Source organism: Rhizobium mongolense subsp. loessense, from assembly GCF_900099775.1.
GTDB classification, from domain to species: domain Bacteria; phylum Pseudomonadota; class Alphaproteobacteria; order Rhizobiales; family Rhizobiaceae; genus Rhizobium; species Rhizobium loessense.
This window is the reverse complement of the sequence record NZ_FMTM01000006.1, coordinates 356,124-373,336: the sequence shown is the minus strand read 5'-3', so window position 1 is coordinate 373,336 and position 17,213 is coordinate 356,124. Positions and strand designations below refer to the sequence as shown.

15 protein-coding genes are annotated in these 17,213 nt (G+C 59.4%); 5 read left to right on the top strand and 10 right to left on the bottom strand.

The annotated features are described in order from the left end of the window. On the top strand, positions 1 to 2,730 hold a 2,730-nt coding region (locus BLP23_RS21110; protein ID WP_208603180.1), incomplete at its 5' end, for a translocation/assembly module TamB domain-containing protein. Here the strand turns inward: BLP23_RS21110 and BLP23_RS21105 are convergent. Next, positions 2,727 to 3,155 (bottom strand): Lrp/AsnC family transcriptional regulator, encoded by a 429-nt coding sequence (locus BLP23_RS21105; RefSeq protein ID WP_027511674.1) that lies wholly within the window; start codon positions 3,153 to 3,155, stop codon positions 2,727 to 2,729. The two genes, BLP23_RS21110 and BLP23_RS21105, sit on opposite strands and share 4 nt — an antisense overlap. A gap of 132 nt (positions 3,156 to 3,287) precedes the next feature. On the opposite strand from BLP23_RS21105, the gene rocF reads away from it, so the two are divergent. The 3 genes from rocF (at position 3,288) to BLP23_RS21090 (ending at position 6,139) form a co-directional block, all read left to right on the top strand. Beyond that, positions 3,288 to 4,223 carry an arginase gene (gene rocF, locus BLP23_RS21100; protein WP_092586758.1) on the top strand — a complete coding sequence of 312 codons (936 nt, stop codon included), beginning with the start codon at positions 3,288 to 3,290 and terminating at the stop codon, positions 4,221 to 4,223. A gap of 12 nt (positions 4,224 to 4,235) precedes the next feature. Further along, complete coding sequence (gene rocD, locus BLP23_RS21095; protein WP_092586757.1) at positions 4,236 to 5,435, top strand: ornithine--oxo-acid transaminase; 1,200 nt, start codon at positions 4,236 to 4,238, stop codon at positions 5,433 to 5,435. A gap of 227 nt (positions 5,436 to 5,662) precedes the next feature. After that, a complete protein-coding gene (locus BLP23_RS21090) occupies positions 5,663 to 6,139 on the top strand; it encodes a chemotaxis protein CheW (RefSeq protein WP_022717449.1) in 477 nt (158 codons plus the stop codon). A gap of 123 nt (positions 6,140 to 6,262) precedes the next feature. Here the strand turns inward: BLP23_RS21090 and BLP23_RS21085 are convergent, their stop codons facing one another. The 9 genes from BLP23_RS21085 to BLP23_RS21045 form a co-directional block, all read right to left on the bottom strand. Continuing rightward, positions 6,263 to 7,921, bottom strand: coding sequence for an OFA family MFS transporter (locus tag BLP23_RS21085; protein ID WP_092586756.1), 1,659 nt, complete (start codon positions 7,919 to 7,921; stop codon positions 6,263 to 6,265). Positions 7,922 to 8,012: 91 nt separating this feature from the next. Continuing rightward, the gene (locus tag BLP23_RS21080) at positions 8,013 to 8,258 is read right to left on the bottom strand and encodes a formate dehydrogenase subunit delta (RefSeq protein ID WP_092586755.1); all 246 of its coding nucleotides are present in this window, start codon (positions 8,256 to 8,258) and stop codon (positions 8,013 to 8,015) included. Then, a complete protein-coding gene (gene fdhD, locus BLP23_RS21075) occupies positions 8,248 to 9,015 on the bottom strand; it encodes a formate dehydrogenase accessory sulfurtransferase FdhD (RefSeq protein ID WP_407691803.1) in 768 nt (255 codons plus the stop codon). The genes BLP23_RS21080 and fdhD overlap by 11 nt, the downstream gene beginning before the upstream one ends. A gap of 59 nt (positions 9,016 to 9,074) precedes the next feature. After that, positions 9,075 to 11,954 carry a formate dehydrogenase subunit alpha gene (fdhF, locus tag BLP23_RS21070; protein ID WP_092586753.1) on the bottom strand — a complete coding sequence of 960 codons (2,880 nt, stop codon included), beginning with the start codon at positions 11,952 to 11,954 and terminating at the stop codon, positions 9,075 to 9,077. A 6-nt stretch (positions 11,955 to 11,960) separates the two neighbouring features. Then, on the bottom strand, positions 11,961 to 13,517 hold the full coding sequence (locus BLP23_RS21065) for a formate dehydrogenase beta subunit (protein ID WP_092586752.1): 1,557 nt from the start codon (positions 13,515 to 13,517) through the stop codon (positions 11,961 to 11,963). Beyond that, a complete protein-coding gene (locus BLP23_RS21060; protein ID WP_092586751.1) occupies positions 13,514 to 13,993 on the bottom strand; it encodes a formate dehydrogenase subunit gamma in 480 nt (159 codons plus the stop codon). The genes BLP23_RS21065 and BLP23_RS21060 overlap by 4 nt, the downstream gene beginning before the upstream one ends. A gap of 139 nt (positions 13,994 to 14,132) precedes the next feature. Next, complete coding sequence (locus tag BLP23_RS21055; protein WP_092586750.1) at positions 14,133 to 15,026, bottom strand: LysR family transcriptional regulator; 894 nt, start codon at positions 15,024 to 15,026, stop codon at positions 14,133 to 14,135. 67 nt (positions 15,027 to 15,093) lie between these two features. Beyond that, positions 15,094 to 15,435 (bottom strand): ArsR/SmtB family transcription factor, encoded by a 342-nt coding sequence (locus BLP23_RS21050; RefSeq protein ID WP_092586749.1) that lies wholly within the window; start codon positions 15,433 to 15,435, stop codon positions 15,094 to 15,096. A gap of 103 nt (positions 15,436 to 15,538) precedes the next feature. Then, positions 15,539 to 16,309 carry an SDR family NAD(P)-dependent oxidoreductase gene (locus BLP23_RS21045; protein ID WP_092586748.1) on the bottom strand — a complete coding sequence of 257 codons (771 nt, stop codon included), beginning with the start codon at positions 16,307 to 16,309 and terminating at the stop codon, positions 15,539 to 15,541. Between the two features lie 93 nt (positions 16,310 to 16,402). Here BLP23_RS21045 and BLP23_RS21040 point away from each other — a divergent pair, with 93 nt between their 5' ends. Next, the gene (locus tag BLP23_RS21040; RefSeq protein ID WP_022717439.1) at positions 16,403 to 17,179 is read left to right on the top strand and encodes a DeoR/GlpR family DNA-binding transcription regulator; all 777 of its coding nucleotides are present in this window, start codon (positions 16,403 to 16,405) and stop codon (positions 17,177 to 17,179) included. The last annotated feature ends 34 nt before the right edge of the window (positions 17,180 to 17,213 follow it).

The window sequence follows — 17,213 nt, the reverse complement described above, 5'->3', positions numbered from 1 at the left end:
AGTCAGACGAAACAGGCAAAGCTTGCTCCGCTCGGCCTGAGCGCCACCGGCAAACTCGCAGATAACAAGCTCGACTTCGATGCAGATCTGACCGGGGCAGCCAACACGGGACTGAGCGCGGACGGGAATATTGTTATCGCCGGCACGGCGGTCAAAAGTCTCGACGTAAATGCCAATCTCAACAATGTCCCGGCAAGCATTGCAAACGGCTTCGTGCCCGGACTTGCTGCCGAAGGAACGATATCCGGAACTGCCAAAGCATCGGGAACACTTGCTGCGCCGGCCATCGATTTCGATCTCGATTGGAACGACGCAGCCACAAGCCAGACCACGGGTGCGGGATTGAAAGCGCTCGAGCTGAGAGCCACTGGCAAATTTGCCGATAACAGGCTCGACTTCGATGCAAGCGCGAATGCCGCTGATGGCGTAGCTTTGAAAACGGCGGGTAAGGTCGCTGTTGCTGAAAAGACTATTCAGAGCTTGGAGATTGACGCGAACGTCACCAATGTTCCCGCAAGCATCGCAAACGGCTTCGTTCCGGGCCTGGCTGCCGGGGGTACTGTTTCGGGAACGGTGACAGCCTCTGGGACGCTCTCCTCACCTGCCGTTGATTTCAAGCTCGATTGGAAGGACTTGGCGACAAGTCAGACGAAGGGCGCCAAGCTGTCGTCGCTGAACCTCAGCGCGACTGGGAAATTTGCCGACAACAAGCTCGATTTCGACACGAATGTGAGCGGTGCTGACGGAGCTTCGCTGAAAGCAATCGGAAATGTCGCAATTGCCGGCAAGACGGTCGAGAGCCTGAAGGTGGACGCCGACATTGCCAATCTACCGGCAGGCATCGCCAACAATTTCGTGCCGGGCCTGGCGGCAGAAGGTGTCCTTTCTGGCACGGTTGTGGCTGAGGGAAGCCTCGCTTCCCCGACAGCCGACTTCCAACTCAACTGGAAGAACGCGGCGACCAGCCACACCAAGAAGGCAGGACTGTCCCAGCTCGCAGTGAACGCGACCGGCAAGCTTGCGAACAACAGGCTCGACTTCGATGCAAACATGAACGGCGCTGGCAACGTGGCGCTGAAAGCAGGCGGCAATGTCATGATAGAGGGCACAGTCGTCAAGAGCTTGAAGGTGGACGCCAATGTCTCCAATCTTCCGGCGAGCGTGGCAAACGGTTTCGTACCGGGCCTTTCCGCCGAGGGAACGATCTCCGGAACCGCATCGGTTTCAGGGCCGCTTTCCGCTCCGAAGGTTGATTTCAAGCTCAACTGGAAGAATGCGGCGACCAGCCAAACCAAAGGCGCCGGGCTCTCGCCTTTCGAAATCACCGCGAACGGCAAGCTCGCCGATAACACACTTACCATCGATACCGACCTTACCGGCGACAGCGGCCTTTCGATGAAGGGTGGCGGCACCGTTGCGATCACCGGCAGTCGGGCCCTCAACCTGCAATTTCGCGGCAACCTCCCCTTTGCCATCTTGGGCGCACAACTGGCGCAACGGGGCTTTGTCGCGGAGGGTACCGCCGACTTAGACCTCCGTATCACTGGCACGGCCGCTGGCCCCGTCATCAACGGGTCGATCGCGACCAGCGGCGCCAAGCTTGTCGATGTCCGCAGGAACCTTGCGCTCAACAATGTCGTCGCCAACATCACCATGAACGGCGAGCAGGCCACGATTTCTCGCCTAAGCGGCAATTTCGCAAGCGGCGGCAGCGTTACGGCGAGCGGCACGGTCGGGATCCGGCCGGGGAGCGGCTATCCGGTAAACATCGAGGTTAGGCTGGACAGGGCAGTCTATGTTGACGGAACGCTTGTCGTCGCGACGGTCAATGGCAATCTCGGTCTGCGGGGTCCGCTTCTCACCAACCCGGTGCTGAGCGGCAGGCTGAACGTCGATAAAGCATCGATCACCGTGCCGGACAAGCTGCCGACTTCACTGCGCGAAATCAACATTAAGCACGTGAACGCACCACCTGCGGTGCGTGCCCAGCTGCGCGACGAAAACGCGCAGAGGGCCGGCGAGAAATCCACGACGCTCACGCTCGACCTGCAGATTCACGCGCCGTCGAAAATTTTCGTCCGCGGCCGCGGCATCGATTCGGAACTTGGTGGCAGTGTCACGATCAGGGGAACAGCGGCAACACCCGTCGTTTCCGGCGGCTTCACCATGCGTCGCGGACGCTTGACGATGCTTAATCGCCGTCTGAATTTCACCGACAAGAGCCGCATTACGTTTGCTGGTGATTTGACACCGGCGCTCGATATGGAAGCGAGCTCCACTTCGGGAACGACGACGCTCACTGTCGATGTTACGGGGCTTGCGACAGACCCTTCGATCACCTTCTCGTCCTCGCCGACCTTGCCGCAGGATGAAGTGCTGGCGCAGCTCATATTCGGCCAATCGATGTCGAAGCTCTCGCCGGTCCAGATCGCGCAGCTCGCCGATGCGGTGAGCCAGTTGGCCGGCGGACGTTCAACCTCGCTTTTCGAGGGGCTCCGCAACCAGCTTGGTGTCGACGACCTCAACATCAGCACCGATGAGAAGGGGCAAACAAGTGTCAGCGTCGGCCGCTATCTGAACGAGCGCACTTATTTCGAGTTGCAGCAAGGCGGCGAAGCAGGCGCCAAGGCGATCATCAATCTCGATGTTGGGCGTGGGGTGAAATTGCGTGGTGCTGCGGGTGGAAATGGCGCCGGCGAAGCCGGCATCGTCTACGAACATGAATACTAGAATCCGGTCTTCCGGGTTTTCAGCAGGATACTGGTTTCAGTCGAATTGATGCCGTTGATGAGCCGGATACGGCGGAGCGTCTCATCGAAGGAGACGAGATCGCGATCCTCAAGCTCCGCGACGAAATCCCATTTGCCATTGGTGCTGTGCAGCGCGCGTACCTGAGGGAGACCCCGCAACTGATCGGCTACTCGGTCGGCGAGCTTGCCGAGTACCTCGATCATGACGATGGCACGAACGCCGGCGGCACGCGTTTCATGGCCCGTCCGGATGGTAAAAGCGGCAATGGTGCCGCTTGCAACAAGACGGTCGATACGGGCGGCAACGGTCGCGCGCGACGCGCCGGTCATCGCGGCGAGAGAGGATACCGGCGTTCTAGCATTGTGGCGAAGCGCGCTTAAAAGTTCTTGATCAAGGTCGTCCATGGCGATCACTTTGTCGAAACACACTTAGCAAAGTGCATAATCGGATTTCATTTCTGACACTTTTCCATCTTTTTGCCGTCACGTCGATATCCGAATATGCGTTAATCCAATTTCGAATCCGGAGCGCCAAGAATGGAAGTTCAATCTCGATCAGTCACACTCATTGGTGTTCCGGTAGAGGAAGGCTCAGGCCGGCGCGGGGCGGCGATGGGGCCGGCAGCGCTACGCATTGCCGGTGTAGACCAAACTCTGATCGACCTCGGCCATGATGTGCGCGATGAAGGCGACATCCACGTCGTTCCGGCACGCGACCTTCCTAACCATCCGAAGGCGCACAATCTGCGTCTCATTGGCGCTTATACGCGTGCGCTCGAAGCCAGCACCTACGACGCCGCTGCGGCCGGGCGCTTTCCGCTGATTCTCGGCGGCGACCACAGCTTGTCGATGGGCAGTGTCTCCGGCATGGCGCGTTACGCAGCCGAAAAGGGCCGCCCGCTCTTCGTGCTCTGGCTCGACGCCCATTCCGACTTCAATTCGCCGGCGACGTCGCCTTCCGGTAATATGCACGGCATGCCCGTCGCTTTCTTCAGCGGTCAGGCCGAGGTCGCCGAAATCCTGCCTAAGGACCGGCCCCTCGTTGACCCGCGAAATGTATTTCAGGTTGGCATTCGCTCCGTCGATCCGTCCGAGCGCGTGGAAATCCAAAAACACGGCGTCAACGTCTTCGACATGCGCTCGATAGATGAGCAGGGCATCGCAGCCACCATGCGTCATATCGTCAGCACGATCGAAAAGGCGAACGGCCTTCTGCATGTAAGCCTCGATGTCGATTTCCTCGACCCGGATATCGCACCTGGCGTCGGCACCACGGTCCCGGGCGGCGCGACATTTCGCGAAGCGCATCTCGTCATGGAAATGCTTTCCGACAGCGGGCTCGTTTCGTCGCTCGATCTCGTCGAGCTCAATCCGTTTCTGGACGATCGCGGCAAGAGTGCCCGCGTTCTCGTGGAACTGACGGCAAGCCTCTTCGGCCGCCGCATCTTCGATCGTCCGACACGCGCCGCATAAGGGGAAGCAGCCATGAGCACATCCGCAGATCTGATCGCCACCGAACACCAGCTTGGTGCGCATAACTACAAGCCGCTCGACGTTGTCCTGACCCGCGGCGAAGGGGTTTACGTCTGGGATACGGACGGCAAGCGGTATCTCGATTGCCTTTCCGCCTATTCGGCGGTCAATCAGGGGCACTGCCACCCGAAGATCCTGGCGGCGATGGTCGAACAGGCTGGAAAGCTCACTCTCACCTCGCGCGCATTCCGCAACGACCAGCTCGCGCATCTCTATGAGGAGCTGGCCGCGCTCACCGGCTCTCACAAGATCTTGCCGATGAATTCCGGCGCCGAAGCCGTTGAGACGGCCATCAAGGCGGTTCGCAAATGGGGCTATGAAGTGAAGGGCGTTCCGCAAGGCAAGGCGGAGATTATCGTCTGCTCCGATAACTTCCATGGCCGGACGCTCACTATCATCAGCTTTTCCACCGATCCGGATGCACGTACCGGCTTCGGCCCCTATACGCCAGGCTTTCGCACGGTTCCCTTCGGCGATGCGGAAGCCTTCGCGGCCACCATCAACGAGAACACAGTTGCTGCCCTCATCGAGCCGATCCAGGGCGAAGCCGGTGTCATCATCCCGCCTGAGGGATACTTCAAGCGTGTCCGTGAGTTGTGCACGGCCAATAACGTCACGCTGATCCTCGACGAGATCCAGACGGGCCTCGGCCGGACGGGCAAACTTCTAGCGGAGGAGCATGAGGGCATTGAAGCCGACGTGACGCTGATCGGCAAGGCGCTTTCCGGTGGTTTCTATCCGGTATCGGCCGTCCTTTCCAACTCGGAAGTTCTCGGCGTGCTGAAACCCGGCCAGCACGGATCGACGTTTGGAGGCAACCCACTTGCTTGCGCCGTCGCCCGCGCGGCACTGAAGGTGCTCACCGAGGAAGGCATGATCGAAAATGCCGAGAAGATGGGTGCATACTTCCTCGACGGTCTGAGATCGATCCGCTCCAACATCGTCAAGGACGTGCGCGGTCGCGGCCTGATGATGGCGATCGAACTGGAGCCGGAAGCAGGCGGCGCGCGGCAGTATTGCTATAGCCTCAAGGAACGGGGCCTCCTGGCAAAGGATACGCATGAAAATACGATCCGCCTGGCGCCGCCGCTCGTCATCACCAAGGAACAGGTGGAATGGGCTATCTCTGAGATCGAGAGGACAATCGCATAAGGCAAACACCTTCTCGTTTCTATTGTTTATACAAGACCGTAAACGAACCAAAAACCTTGTGGTCTGCTGTGACAATTTAGATTTGTGCAACACTCTTCGGGTAATGTCCCAGATAACCGTAACGAGGCCTCGAAGTTCACTGCGAGGACGTCGCGTGGTGTGAAGGCACGGGGTGTTCGCGCCAATGGTGACGCAGCCGCTTCTGCCGGGCTTGGGAAGACTTTCTAATGACGACGATCAACTCAAATAACTTCAGCGGCGACACTCTCGAGATCATCGCATTCCGCCTGCACGATCAGGAGTTCTGCGTAAAGACGACCACTATCCGCGAAATCCGCGGCTGGGCGCCCTCGACGCCGATCCCGCATGCGCCCGCTGATGTCATCGGCGTCATGAACCTTCGCGGCTCAGTTATCCCGATCATCGACCTCGCCTATAAGCTCGGCATGAAGAGCACCGTCGCCAATGAGCGCAGCGCCATCGTTGTCGCCGAAGTGCACAGCATGGTCATCGGCATGCTTGTCGACCGCGTCTCCGACATTCTGACGATTGGCTCCAGCCAGGTTCAGCCCGTACCGGAAGTGACGGCATCCTTCGATCGCGCTTACTGCGAAGGCGTCATCGCCTCGGAGAACGGCATGATCTGCTTCCTGAACCTTGCCAAGATGTTCAAGGAAAACGAAACCGACGAATTGGCAGCGTAAGTCACCGAAGCATGATTTCCGGAAAGCCGCCGCAAGGCGGCTTTTTTAATGGTGCGCCAGGCATGGCGACCATTAAAAAAGCACGCGCCGAAGCGCGTGCCTTGATTTCCGAGAATGGTCATATCAACCGAACAGTGCAAAGGTTGCCCTCAGCGTGACCCATACGCCCCAAAGCAGCGGGACGCCGACGACGGCCCAGGCAAGCAGAGCCTTCGCGTCGAAGCCGCCTCTGCCGATTCCGAACGAGCCGCTCGGGCCTATGCTTGCGGCTGCGGATTTCGCCTGAAGTGCTGCGACTTCCTCGTCGGACATGAACCACTTGCTGGCAAGCGGCCGGACGAGGGCGTTGGCAATCAGACCCAGCCCCAGCATGCCCGCCAGGATATACATGGTCCCTGTGTAGAGAGCCGGTCCCGGCGCAACACCGGCTGCTATCTGCGCTTCGCGAATATAGTTCACGACCACAGGACCAACGATGCCCGCGGTTGCCCACGCTGTCAGCAGGCGGCCGTGGATAGCGCCGACGAATTGCGTGCCGAAAATATCGGCAAGATAGGCCGGAATTGTCGAGAAACCGCCGCCATACATCGAGAGTATGATCGCTAAGGCGAGGACGAAGAGCGCCTTGTTGCCCATGCCCGCAAAGGTCGGCGCAAATGCATAAAGCGCGATACCGAGGATAAAAAAGCAATAATAGGTGTTCTTGCGGCCGATCCTGTCGGAGAGAGAGGCCCAGAAGAAGCGGCCACCGATGTTGAAGAGCGACAGAAGTCCGGCGAACCCGGCAGCGATCGTGGCGATGGATGCTTTCTGCGCCGCGTCAAGCTGCGCAAAGCTAACGTCCGGCAAACCGATCAGCGAACCGGCAAAGATTTCCTGCAACATCGGCGAGGCCATGCCGATAACGCCGATACCTGCCGACACGTTGAGGCAGAGCACCGCCCAGATCAGCCAGAACTGCTTCGTCCTGTGCGCATCGCGCAGGTGAACGTGCTTTGTGGTGATCATCGTGCTCCTGGCTGCAGGGGCCGTCCAGCCTTCCGGACGCCAGCCGGCGGGCGGAATGCGATAACCGAACGCACCGCCCATCATGAAGCCGAAATAGATGATCGCCATCACGATGAAGGTTTGCCAGACGCCAACCGAGGTATCGGTCTTGAAATAATTCATCAGCAGGTTGGCGAGCGGTGCGCCGATCATCGCCCCGCCGCCAAACCCCATGATGGCCATGCCCGTCGCCATGCCGCGGCGGTCCGGAAACCACTTAATGAGCGTCGACACCGGCGAAATGTACCCGAGGCCGAGACCAATGCCGCCGATGACGCCGGCACCGAGCCACATCAGCCACAGCTGATGCGTCATCACGCCCAAGGCAGCAACAAGAATGCCCCCGCACCAGCAGCAAGCGGATACAAAGCCCGCTTTGCGCGGCCCGGAACGCTCCAGCCAGCCGCCCCAGATGGCAGCGGAGCAACCGAGCAGAACGAAGAAGAGGGTATAGATCCAACCGAGATCGGCGACACGCCAATCGCATACCGTCGTGAACAGTGCAGACGCGAGCGTCAGATCGGGGCATGCCGTCGATGCCGTGATCCCGAGAGATTTCGAAAGCGGCAGCCAGAATACGCTGAAGCCGTAAGCCATGCCGATGCAAAGATGTATGGCGAGCGCTGCCGGCGGCACAAGCCAGCGATTGAAACCCGCCTTAGCAATGATCCGCTCCCGATCAAGCAGGCCAAGTCCGGCTAAATCACCTGTGGTATCTGTTTCCGCTGCAGTCACGAATAATTCCTCCTGATTAAAGACTTTTCTTGCAATAATTCATGCTTGAGCAGGCGAAATGCCTGTGCCCCCTCCAGCGTGAAATCGATATTTATTTCCGGATTGATTCGGCCGGTTCGGGCCTGCGGATCAGAGGTGCGGCTTGAATGACGAGCGCGTTCAAGCGGTTGTCGTCCTTTTCGAGAATTTCAAACAATTGCCGCCGCATGCGCGGCTCCCAGAATTTGTTGATATGCGTCGCAACACCTTGAGCTGCCTCGCTTTCAGGCTGGCTCTTGAAAAAGGTCGCAATTTGGTTGGCCATGTAGATTAGCTTTGAATGCGAATCATGCGACATCGGCAATGCTTTCAGGCAAAATACGGTGCGGGTGGGTGAAAATTTCGAAGTCATCGCCGCGCACAAGCGCAACGAGCGTCATGCCGGCTTGCTCGGCAGTTCGGATGGCAAGAGCCGTCGGCGCCGAAATCGCGATGAGGACAGAGCTTCCCAGGATCGCGGCTTTCTGCACCATCTCGACCGACAGCCGACTCGTGACGGCTACAGCCCCCTTTGAACCAATCGTTCCGGTGCCGATGACAGCCCCACAGAGCTTGTCGAGTGCATTGTGCCTGCCGACATCCTCGCGAACGGCGAGCAACCCTTTACCAGGAATGAAGAAGCCCGCTCCGTGGACCGCACGCGTTTCTTTGTGAAGCGGCTGGGCGTCATTAAGGAGCGAGACGGCTCGGACGATGTCGCCATGTGTCAGTTTGAGATCCGCAGAGGAAACATCGGGCACCGGACGGACAGCCTGATCGATCGATTCGATGCCGCAAAGCCCGCAACCGACCGGTCCAGCCATGCTGCGTCGGCGCGCACGCAAAGCGTCGGCGACATCGTCTGTCAGCGTTACCTGGACATCGATACCCTGCGGCTCATCGACGATTTCGATTGCGGAGATCTGGCCCGCGTCCTGGATTATGCCTTCCGTCAGGCTGAATCCGATCGCAAAGTCTTCTATGTCCTTTGGCGTCGCCATCATTACCGCATGCGACGTGCCGCCATAGGAAAAGGCAACCGGTATCTCCTCCGGCACGACGCGCTCGCCCGGCATCACGACCCCGCCCTTTCGGGCGATGCGTTTGACGGAAATGAGCGCCGCCCGCCTTTCCATTATTCGGCCGCCTCCAGCTTGCTGGCAATGCGACGGCTTTGGCGCGCCTGCTCGTCATATTCGGTCTGCCACTGTGAAGGGCCGTTCGATGGCGAGACCTGTACCGCCGTCACCTTGTATTCCGGGCAGTTCGTCGCCCAGTCGGAAAAGTCGGTGGTGATGACGTTTGCCTGCGTGTTGGGATGATGGAAGGTCGTGTAGACGACACCGGGTGCGACGCGATCGGTAATCAACGCCCGCAATGACGTCTCGCCGGAGCGGCTGGCAAGCTTCACCCAGTCGCCATCGCGAATACCGCGCATTTCGGCATCATGCGCATGGATTTCCAGCCGGTCCTCGCCATGCCAGACGACGTTGTCGGTGCGCCGCGTCTGGGCGCCGACATTATATTGGCTGAGGACACGCCCTGTCGTCAGCAGGAGCGGGAAGCGCGGCCCGGTCCGTTCATCGGTCGCGACATATTCCGTCCGGATGAACTTGCCCTTGCCGCGAACAAAGCCGTTCACATGCATGATCGGCGAACCTTGCGGGGACTTTTCGTTGCAGGGCCACTGCACCGATCCCGTCTTTTCCAGGTAGTCGTATGAAACCAGCGCGAAGCTCGGTGTCGTTGCTGCGATCTCATCCATGATCTCGGACGGATGCTGGTAATTCCAGCTGAGCCCCATGGCTTGCGCCAGCTTCTGCGTCACCTCCCAATCGCCAAAACCGTTGCGGGGCGTCATGACCTTGCGCACGCGGTTGATACGACGTTCGGCATTGGTAAAAGTGCCGTCCTTTTCCAGGAAGGTCGAGCCCGGCAGGAAGACATGCGCGTAGTTTGCCGTCTCGTTCAGGAAGAGATCCTGAACCACGACGCATTCCATTGCTGCAAGACCGGCCGCCACGTGCTTTGTATCCGGATCGGATTGGAGAATGTCTTCGCCTTGGACGTACAAACCCTTGAACGTGCCATCCACGGCGGCGTCCAGCATGTTCGGGATGCGAAGTCCGGGTTCGTTATTGAGTTTGACTCCCCACAGCTTCTCAAAGATATCGCGCGTCGCATCGTCCGAGATATGGCGGTAACCCGGCAACTCGTGCGGGAAGGAGCCCATGTCGCAGGAGCCCTGCACATTGTTCTGGCCGCGCAGGGGGTTAACGCCGACGCCGGGACGGCCGATATTGCCGGTCGCCATCGCCAGGTTTGCGATCGCCATAACAGTCGTTGAACCCTGGCTGTGCTCGGTGACGCCGAGACCGTAGTAGATCGCCCCGTTTCCGCCGCGCGCATAAAGGCGCGCTGCGCCACGAACGGATTGCGCCGGAACGCCAGTGAACTTCTCGGTCTCTTCCGGGCTGTGATAGGGCTCCGAGACGAACGTCGCCCAATCTTCAAATTCAGACCAATCGCAGCGCTCGCGAATGAAGGCTTCGTCATAGAGCCCTTCGGTCACGATCACATGCGCAAGCGACGTCATGACGGCGACATTGGTGCCGGGCTTCAGGGGCAGGTGGTAGGCAGCCTCGACATGCGGTGTTTTGACGAGATCGATACGCCGCGGGTCGATGACGATCAGCTTGGCGCCTTGACGCAGCCGTTTTTTCAGCCGCGAGGCAAAGACCGGATGGCCGTCCGTCGGATTGGCCCCGATGACGATGACGACATCCGACTCCTCGACACTGTCGAAATTCTGGGTACCGGCAGAGGTGCCGAAGGCCTGGCCGAGGCCATAGCCCGTCGGTGAATGACAGACGCGAGCGCAGGTATCGACATTGTTGTTGCCGAAGCCGGCGCGTACGAGCTTCTGAACGAGGAACGTCTCCTCGTTCGTGCAACGCGACGACGTTATGCCGCCGATCGAATCGCGGCCATACTGATACTGGATGCGGCGGAACTCGGACGCCACGTGCGCGAAAGCCTCGTCCCAGGTCACTTCACGCCAAGGGTCAGTGACCTTCTCACGGATCATCGGATTGAGGATCCGGTCCTTATGAGCCGAGTAGCCATAGGCAAAACGCCCCTTGACGCAGGAATGTCCGCGGTTGGCCTGACCGTCCTTCCACGGCACCATGCGCACCAGTTCCTCACCGCGCATTTCCGCCTTGAACGAGCAGCCGACGCCGCAATAAGCACAGGTGGTCACGACCGAATGTTCCGGCTGGCCGATTTGGATGACCGATTTTTCTGTCAGCGTCGCTGTGGGGCAGGCCTGCACGCAGGCACCGCAAGAAACGCATTCGGAATCGATGAAATGCTCGTGCATTCCCGGCGAAACCCGCGAGCCGAAACCGCGGCCCTCGATCGTCAGCGCAAAGGTTCCCTGCACTTCCTCGCAGGCACGCACGCAGCGGGAGCAGACAATGCATTTGGACGGATCATAGGTGAAATACGGGTTCGACTCGTCCTTCGGCATCCATTTGAGATTGTTGTCGCCGTTGTTGCGTGCCTTGACGTGATTGTCGCCTTCATAACCGTAGCGAACGTCGCGCAAGCCGACGGCGCCTGCCATATCCTGCAACTCGCAATCGCCGTTGGCAGCACAGGTCAGACAGTCGAGCGGGTGATCGGAAATGTAGAGCTCCATCACCCCCCGGCGAATATCCTTGAGGCGCCCGCTCTGCGTATGGACCACCATGCCCGCTGCAACCGGCGTCGTGCACGATGCGGGCGTCCCATTACGGCCTTCGATCTCCACAAGGCAGAGGCGGCAGGAGCCAAAGGCGTCGACCATATCGGTCGAACAAAGCTTCGGTACTTGAATTCCGGCCTCCATCGAGGCGCGCATGACAGACGTACCCTCCGGCACGCTGATCTGACGGCCATCGATGGTCAGCGTCACGCTTGTTTCGGATTTCGAAGCCGGGGTGCCGTAGTCGATTTCGTGAACGAGAGACATGGATCCTTACTCCGCCGCTTCGATGAGGGGTGTTGGCGCGAAATCGTCCGGGAAGTGCGTCATCGCGCTCGTCACCGGATAGGGCGTGAAACCACCGAGTGCGCAAAGAGAGCCGAATTTCATGGTGTTGCAGAGATCGGCGAGTAACGCCCGGTTCTTCTCCGGCTCGATTCCTTGGGCGATCTTGTCTGCTGTTTCGACACCACGCGTGGAGCCGATGCGACAGGGTGTGCACTTGCCGCAGCTTTCGACCGCACAGAATTCCATGGCGAACCGCGCCTGTTTCAGCATGTCCACCGTGTCGTCGAAAATGACGATGCCCGCATGGCCGATGAGGCCGTCCTTGGCAGCAAAAGCTTCGTAGTCAAAAGGGGTATCGAAGAGTGTCCTTGGGAAATAGGCACCTAGGGGACCGCCGACCTGCACTGCTTTCACCGGCCGGCCCGTCGCTGTCCCGCCGCCGATCCTGTCGACGATATCGCCAAGTGATAGCCCGAAGGCCGTCTCATAAAGACCGCCATGCTTGACGTTCCCGGCGATCTGCAGCGGGATCGTGCCGCGCGACCGGCCCATCCCGAAATCCCGGTAAAAAGCAGCCCCTTTTTCCAGGATGACAGGCACGGAAGCCAGCGAGATCACGTTATTGATGACCGTAGGACGGGCAAAGAGTCCCTTGTGCGCCGGCAGCGGCGGCTTGGCACGCACGACGCCGCGCTTGCCTTCGAGGCTGTTCAGCAGCGACGTTTCCTCGCCGCAGACATAAGCGCCCGCACCGGTCCTGACTTCGATATCGAAGGCGCGCCCAGAACTGAGCACCGAAGCGCCGAGAATGCCGGCGCCGCCGGCGATCTCGACCGCTTCCGTCATTGTCGCGATCGCATGGGGATATTCCGAACGAATATAGATGAAACCCTTAGTCGCACCCGTGGCGAGCCCGGCAATTGCCATGCCTTCGATCAGCACGAAGGGATCACCCTCCATGATCATGCGGTCTGCGAAGGTGCCGCTGTCGCCTTCGTCTGCATTGCAGACAATGTATTTCCGCTCGCCCGCGGCATCCAATACCGTCTTCCATTTGATGCCGGTTGGAAAGCCAGCACCGCCGCGGCCGCGAAGGCCGGAATCGGTCACCTCCTTGACCACGTCTGCGGGAGCCATGGCCGCCGCGCGGCGAAGCCCGGCAAGGCCGCCATGTGCTTCATAATCTTTCAAAGAAAGCGGATCGACGATGCCGCAGCGGGCGAAGGTCAGCCGGGTCTGTTCCTTGAGGAATGGGAGGTCTTCGACCTCCCCCAGACAGAGAGCGTGATCGCCGCCGCTCGCCAGCCCCGAATCGAAAAGTGCAGCGACATCCTTCACTCTTACCGGCCCGTAGCCGATACGCTTACCGGATACCTCGACCTCCACCAGAGGTTCTAGCCAGAACATTCCGCGCGAGCCGTTGCGCACGACCTTCGCATCGATGCCGCGGGCTGCGATCTCCTGGGTAACCGCTTCAGCCACCTTCTCGGCACCGAGCGCTAGCGCTGCGGCGTCGCGCGGAACATAAATCGTCACGCTCATCGCCGCACCTCCGCGACGAGGTCGGCAATTGTCTCATCATCGACCCGCCCATAGAGCTCGCCGTCGAGCATGGCTGCGGGCGCGCAAGCGCAGAGCCCGAGACAGTAAACTGGCTCCAAGGTCACGCTACCGTCGAGCGCGGTCTGATGGAAATCGACACCGAGCAGTGTCTTCATACGATCGGCGACAGCATCGCCGCCCATCGATTGACAGGCCTCGGCACGACAGAGCTTCAGGACATGGCGGCCGGCAGGATGGTCGCGATAATCGTGATAGAACGTCATCACACCATGCACTTCGGCGCGCGATAGATTGAGCTCGCTCGCAATAACCGGCAGCGCTTCGTGCGGCACATAGCCAAATTCATCCTGGACTTTGTGAAGGATTGGAAGGAGCGGGCCTTCAAGAGAGCGCAAGGCACCAACAATCGCACGCGTGCGCTCGGCAATATCGCCATTGGCGACGTGAGCATTCATTTCGGCAGGCCTCCCAGGGCTTTGCTGTGTCGCTCACCGCAACGGCCTCCCCATGCCGATCCGGTATCTCAAATGAAGTCTTTCAGGGAACCATCGAGCGATCAATAAAGCTGTTCCGTCAACTGATAGGAAATTCCTATCAAAGACTTTCTCTCTCTGCGAGTATTCTCGCCTCGTGAAGCAACGCGGACACGAGAGGCGTAAAAGGCTCGCGATGTGTGGCGACCAGCCCTACCGAATGATGGGCTGCCGGCTCGACAATCGGAATCATGCGTATTTCGGCCGGAAATCCAAAGGATTCAGCGACATTACGCGGCATGATGCTCGCCCAGCGCCCGGTTCTGACGTGAGAAAACAGCACGATCATCGAACCGGATTCCAAAGTGGGATGCGCGCTCGCGCCCGCTTCCGCGAGGTGCCGGTTGATGATGCGGCGGTTCTGCATGTCGGCCGTCAATAGGCAAAGCCGAAGGTCGCCCACTTCACGCCAGGTCACGGTCTCGCGATCCGAAAGTGGACTGCCAGCGGCAGTGATCAGGTGATAGCGCTCGGCATAAAGCGGCACGGTCGTAACACGCCCAAGCGGCTCGTTTTCAAGATAAGTCACCCCGGCGTCGATCTCGAGATTTTCGAGCATGCTCAACACCTGCAGCGAATTGCGCGAAACTATGGAGAAGGTGACGTCCGGGTGCCGCTCCTGAAAAGGCGTCGTAATACGCGGTAGCATCGCCAGAGCTGTTGGAATGGAAGCAAGGCGCAGATGGCCGGAAAGACCTTTGCGGGCCGCGCGCATCTCTTCGCGCATGGTGCGCGTGTCACCGACGATGCGCCTTGCCCATTCAAGGACACGTTGGCCTTCGGGCGTCAGCCCCTGGAATCGTGAGCCCCGCTGCACCAGCATCACGCCCAGTTGATCTTCAAGTTGCCGAATTGCAGCCGATAGCGTGGGCTGCGATATGCCGCACTCCTCGGCAGCACGGCCGAAGTGCTTTTCGTTGGCAAGGGCAATGAAGAATTCAAGCTTGTCGATCATCCGGCCTCCCGCCCGCTTCGGGACAAGCCATCTTTGGCGCTAGCGGCCAATAATCGCAAGGCAGGAATCAGTCGGGCTCGGTCGCGTCGAGCATGCCGAAGAGAGAATCCAGAAAAATCGTCAGATTGGCATTGCCGATGCTGTAATAGACCAGCCGGCCTGCCCGGCGCGTGTTGACGAGGCCCTCCATGCGCAGCCGCGCAAGCTGCTGTGAAACCATCGCTTGCTGTACACCGAGCAATTCTTCGATTTGGCTGACTGTCCTTTCCTCGTTGGCGAGGATGCAGAGAATGAGAAGCCGGGTTTGATGCGCCATTGCTTTCAGCAGGTCGCTTGCTTCGTGGGCTTTTACAGCAAGCTTCTGCAGTTCCTGACCGGATATCCCCGGTTCGGTCTTTGGCAAGGGCATTCTGGATCTCTGCTGGATGCACTTCAGGTAGACTGCAACGATAACATATCCACACGCCGGCATTGTACCCAATTGGCGAAACACCAAAAAAAGTCCAAACAAATCAGCAGATAAGCTGACCACCGTTGATTTCGAGCACTTGGCCCGTGATGTAGCCGGAGAGCGATGGCGCAGCCAGAAAGAGATAGGCGGGCGCGCAGTCTTCGGCAGTCCCGAGACGTTGGAGCGGTATGCCTTTGCGGGTCTGCTCCAGCTTCTCCGGCGAGGAATAGCGCCCGTGGAAGTCGGTTTCGATCGTGCCCGGCGACACGCAATTGACCCGAATCGCATCCGGCGCCAGCTCGCGTGCGAGCGCTTTAGAATAAGTGGCGACGAAAGCCTTGGAGGCGGAATAGATTGCCGAGCCGGGACTGCCGCCGGTCAGCGCCGAGATGGAAACCGTATTGACGATCGCCGCCCCGTGGGCTGCCCGCAACGCCGGCAGCAGTGCACGCGTGAGTTCGACGACAGATGTCTGGTTGAGTCTGACGATCGTGTCGTATTCTCTATCGGTCAACTCACCTGCCAAAAACCGGCCGACCATCGTGCCGGCATTGTTGACGAGTGCGTGTACGATGCCGAAAGTATCCAGAGCTTTCGCTGCGAAAGCGGCAGTGCCGTCCGGCGCGAGAAAATCGGCAGCAACGAGAATCGCACGCCGCTCCTGTTCTGCCGTCAGCAGGAAATCCGGCAAGTCCCTTTCGCTGTTGCGGCCAGTGTGAACGAGGACGTGCGCGCCGCAATCTAGGAACTGCCGCGCGACTTCGAGGCCGATTCCACGTCCTGCTCCGGTCACCACAACATTGCGATTCTCAAACAGCTTGGGATGAAACACGCTTGAACCCTCCCGGCTCGGCCGCCAGTCGCCGATTGCGCAATTTTCGCTTTAACATATGATCCGGCCCAACGAAAGAAAGGGAGCGAAACCATGTTTCTGTCCGGACGGCAGACGGAGATCCTCGATATCGCCAAAGCGGAAGGCCGCGTGCTGGTCGAAGATCTGGCAGCGCGCTTCTCCGTCACGCCGCAGACCATCCGCAAGGATCTGAATGATCTTTGCGATGGGCATGTGCTGACGCGCATTCACGGCGGAGCGATCTTTCCGGGCGGGACGGAGAACGTGAAATACGAAGCGCGCCGCTCGATCGCCGCCAGCGAAAAACTTGCGATCGGCCGCGCGACTGCTGATCTAATTCCCGACAAAGCCTCGCTCTTTATCAATATCGGAACGACGACCGAGGCCGTCGGGGAAGCGCTCGTCGATCACCAGGAATTGATGGTGATCACCAATAACATCAATGTTGCCAGCCGTTTGCGCCTTTTTCCCTCGATCGAGGTCGTCATCGCGGGCGGCGTCGTTCGCCATTCGGATGGCGGCATCGTCGGCGAAGCAGCCGTCGATTTCATCCGGCAATTCAAAGTCGATTACGCCGTCATCGGCGCATCTGCGATCGATCCGGACGGTGCGCTTCTCGACTTCGATTTCCGCGAGGTGAAGGTCGCGCAGGCAATCATGGCGAATGCGCGCCACGTCGTTCTCGTCGCCGACTCCACCAAGTTCGAGCGCACAGCTCCGGTGCGCATCGGCCATCTTTCACAGGTCCACACCTTCGTCACCGACGACTGCAATGTCGAATCCCTCAGGAAGGTCTGCGCAGAAAGCGGCATCAATCTGATCGAAACCTCGGAAAAGGCATTGTCGTAGAGCTTCGGTTGACATTCGCTTTTCTTCGTTTTGG

Bases quoted from the DNA above. Each gene is read 5' to 3' on its own strand.
- BLP23_RS21105 (WP_027511674.1), bottom strand. From the start codon at position 3,155: ATGGACGACCTTGATCAAGAACTTTTAAGCGCGCTTCGCCACAATGCT.
- BLP23_RS21080 (WP_092586755.1), bottom strand. From the start codon at position 8,258: ATGTCGCATGATTCGCATTCAAAGCTAATCTACATGGCCAACCAAATT.
- BLP23_RS21055 (WP_092586750.1), bottom strand. From the start codon at position 15,026: ATGATCGACAAGCTTGAATTCTTCATTGCCCTTGCCAACGAAAAGCAC.
- rocD (WP_092586757.1), top strand. From the start codon at position 4,236: ATGAGCACATCCGCAGATCTGATCGCCACCGAACACCAGCTTGGTGCG.
- BLP23_RS21060 (WP_092586751.1), bottom strand. From the start codon at position 13,993: ATGAATGCTCACGTCGCCAATGGCGATATTGCCGAGCGCACGCGTGCG.
- fdhD (WP_407691803.1), bottom strand. From the start codon at position 9,015: ATGCCGGGCGAGCGCGTCGTGCCGGAGGAGATACCGGTTGCCTTTTCC.
- fdhF (WP_092586753.1), bottom strand. From the start codon at position 11,954: ATGTCTCTCGTTCACGAAATCGACTACGGCACCCCGGCTTCGAAATCC.
- BLP23_RS21050 (WP_092586749.1), bottom strand. From the start codon at position 15,435: ATGCCCTTGCCAAAGACCGAACCGGGGATATCCGGTCAGGAACTGCAG.
- rocF (WP_092586758.1), top strand. From the start codon at position 3,288: ATGGAAGTTCAATCTCGATCAGTCACACTCATTGGTGTTCCGGTAGAG.
- BLP23_RS21090 (WP_022717449.1), top strand. From the start codon at position 5,663: ATGACGACGATCAACTCAAATAACTTCAGCGGCGACACTCTCGAGATC.
- BLP23_RS21040 (WP_022717439.1), top strand. From the start codon at position 16,403: ATGTTTCTGTCCGGACGGCAGACGGAGATCCTCGATATCGCCAAAGCG.
- BLP23_RS21065 (WP_092586752.1), bottom strand. From the start codon at position 13,517: ATGAGCGTGACGATTTATGTTCCGCGCGACGCCGCAGCGCTAGCGCTC.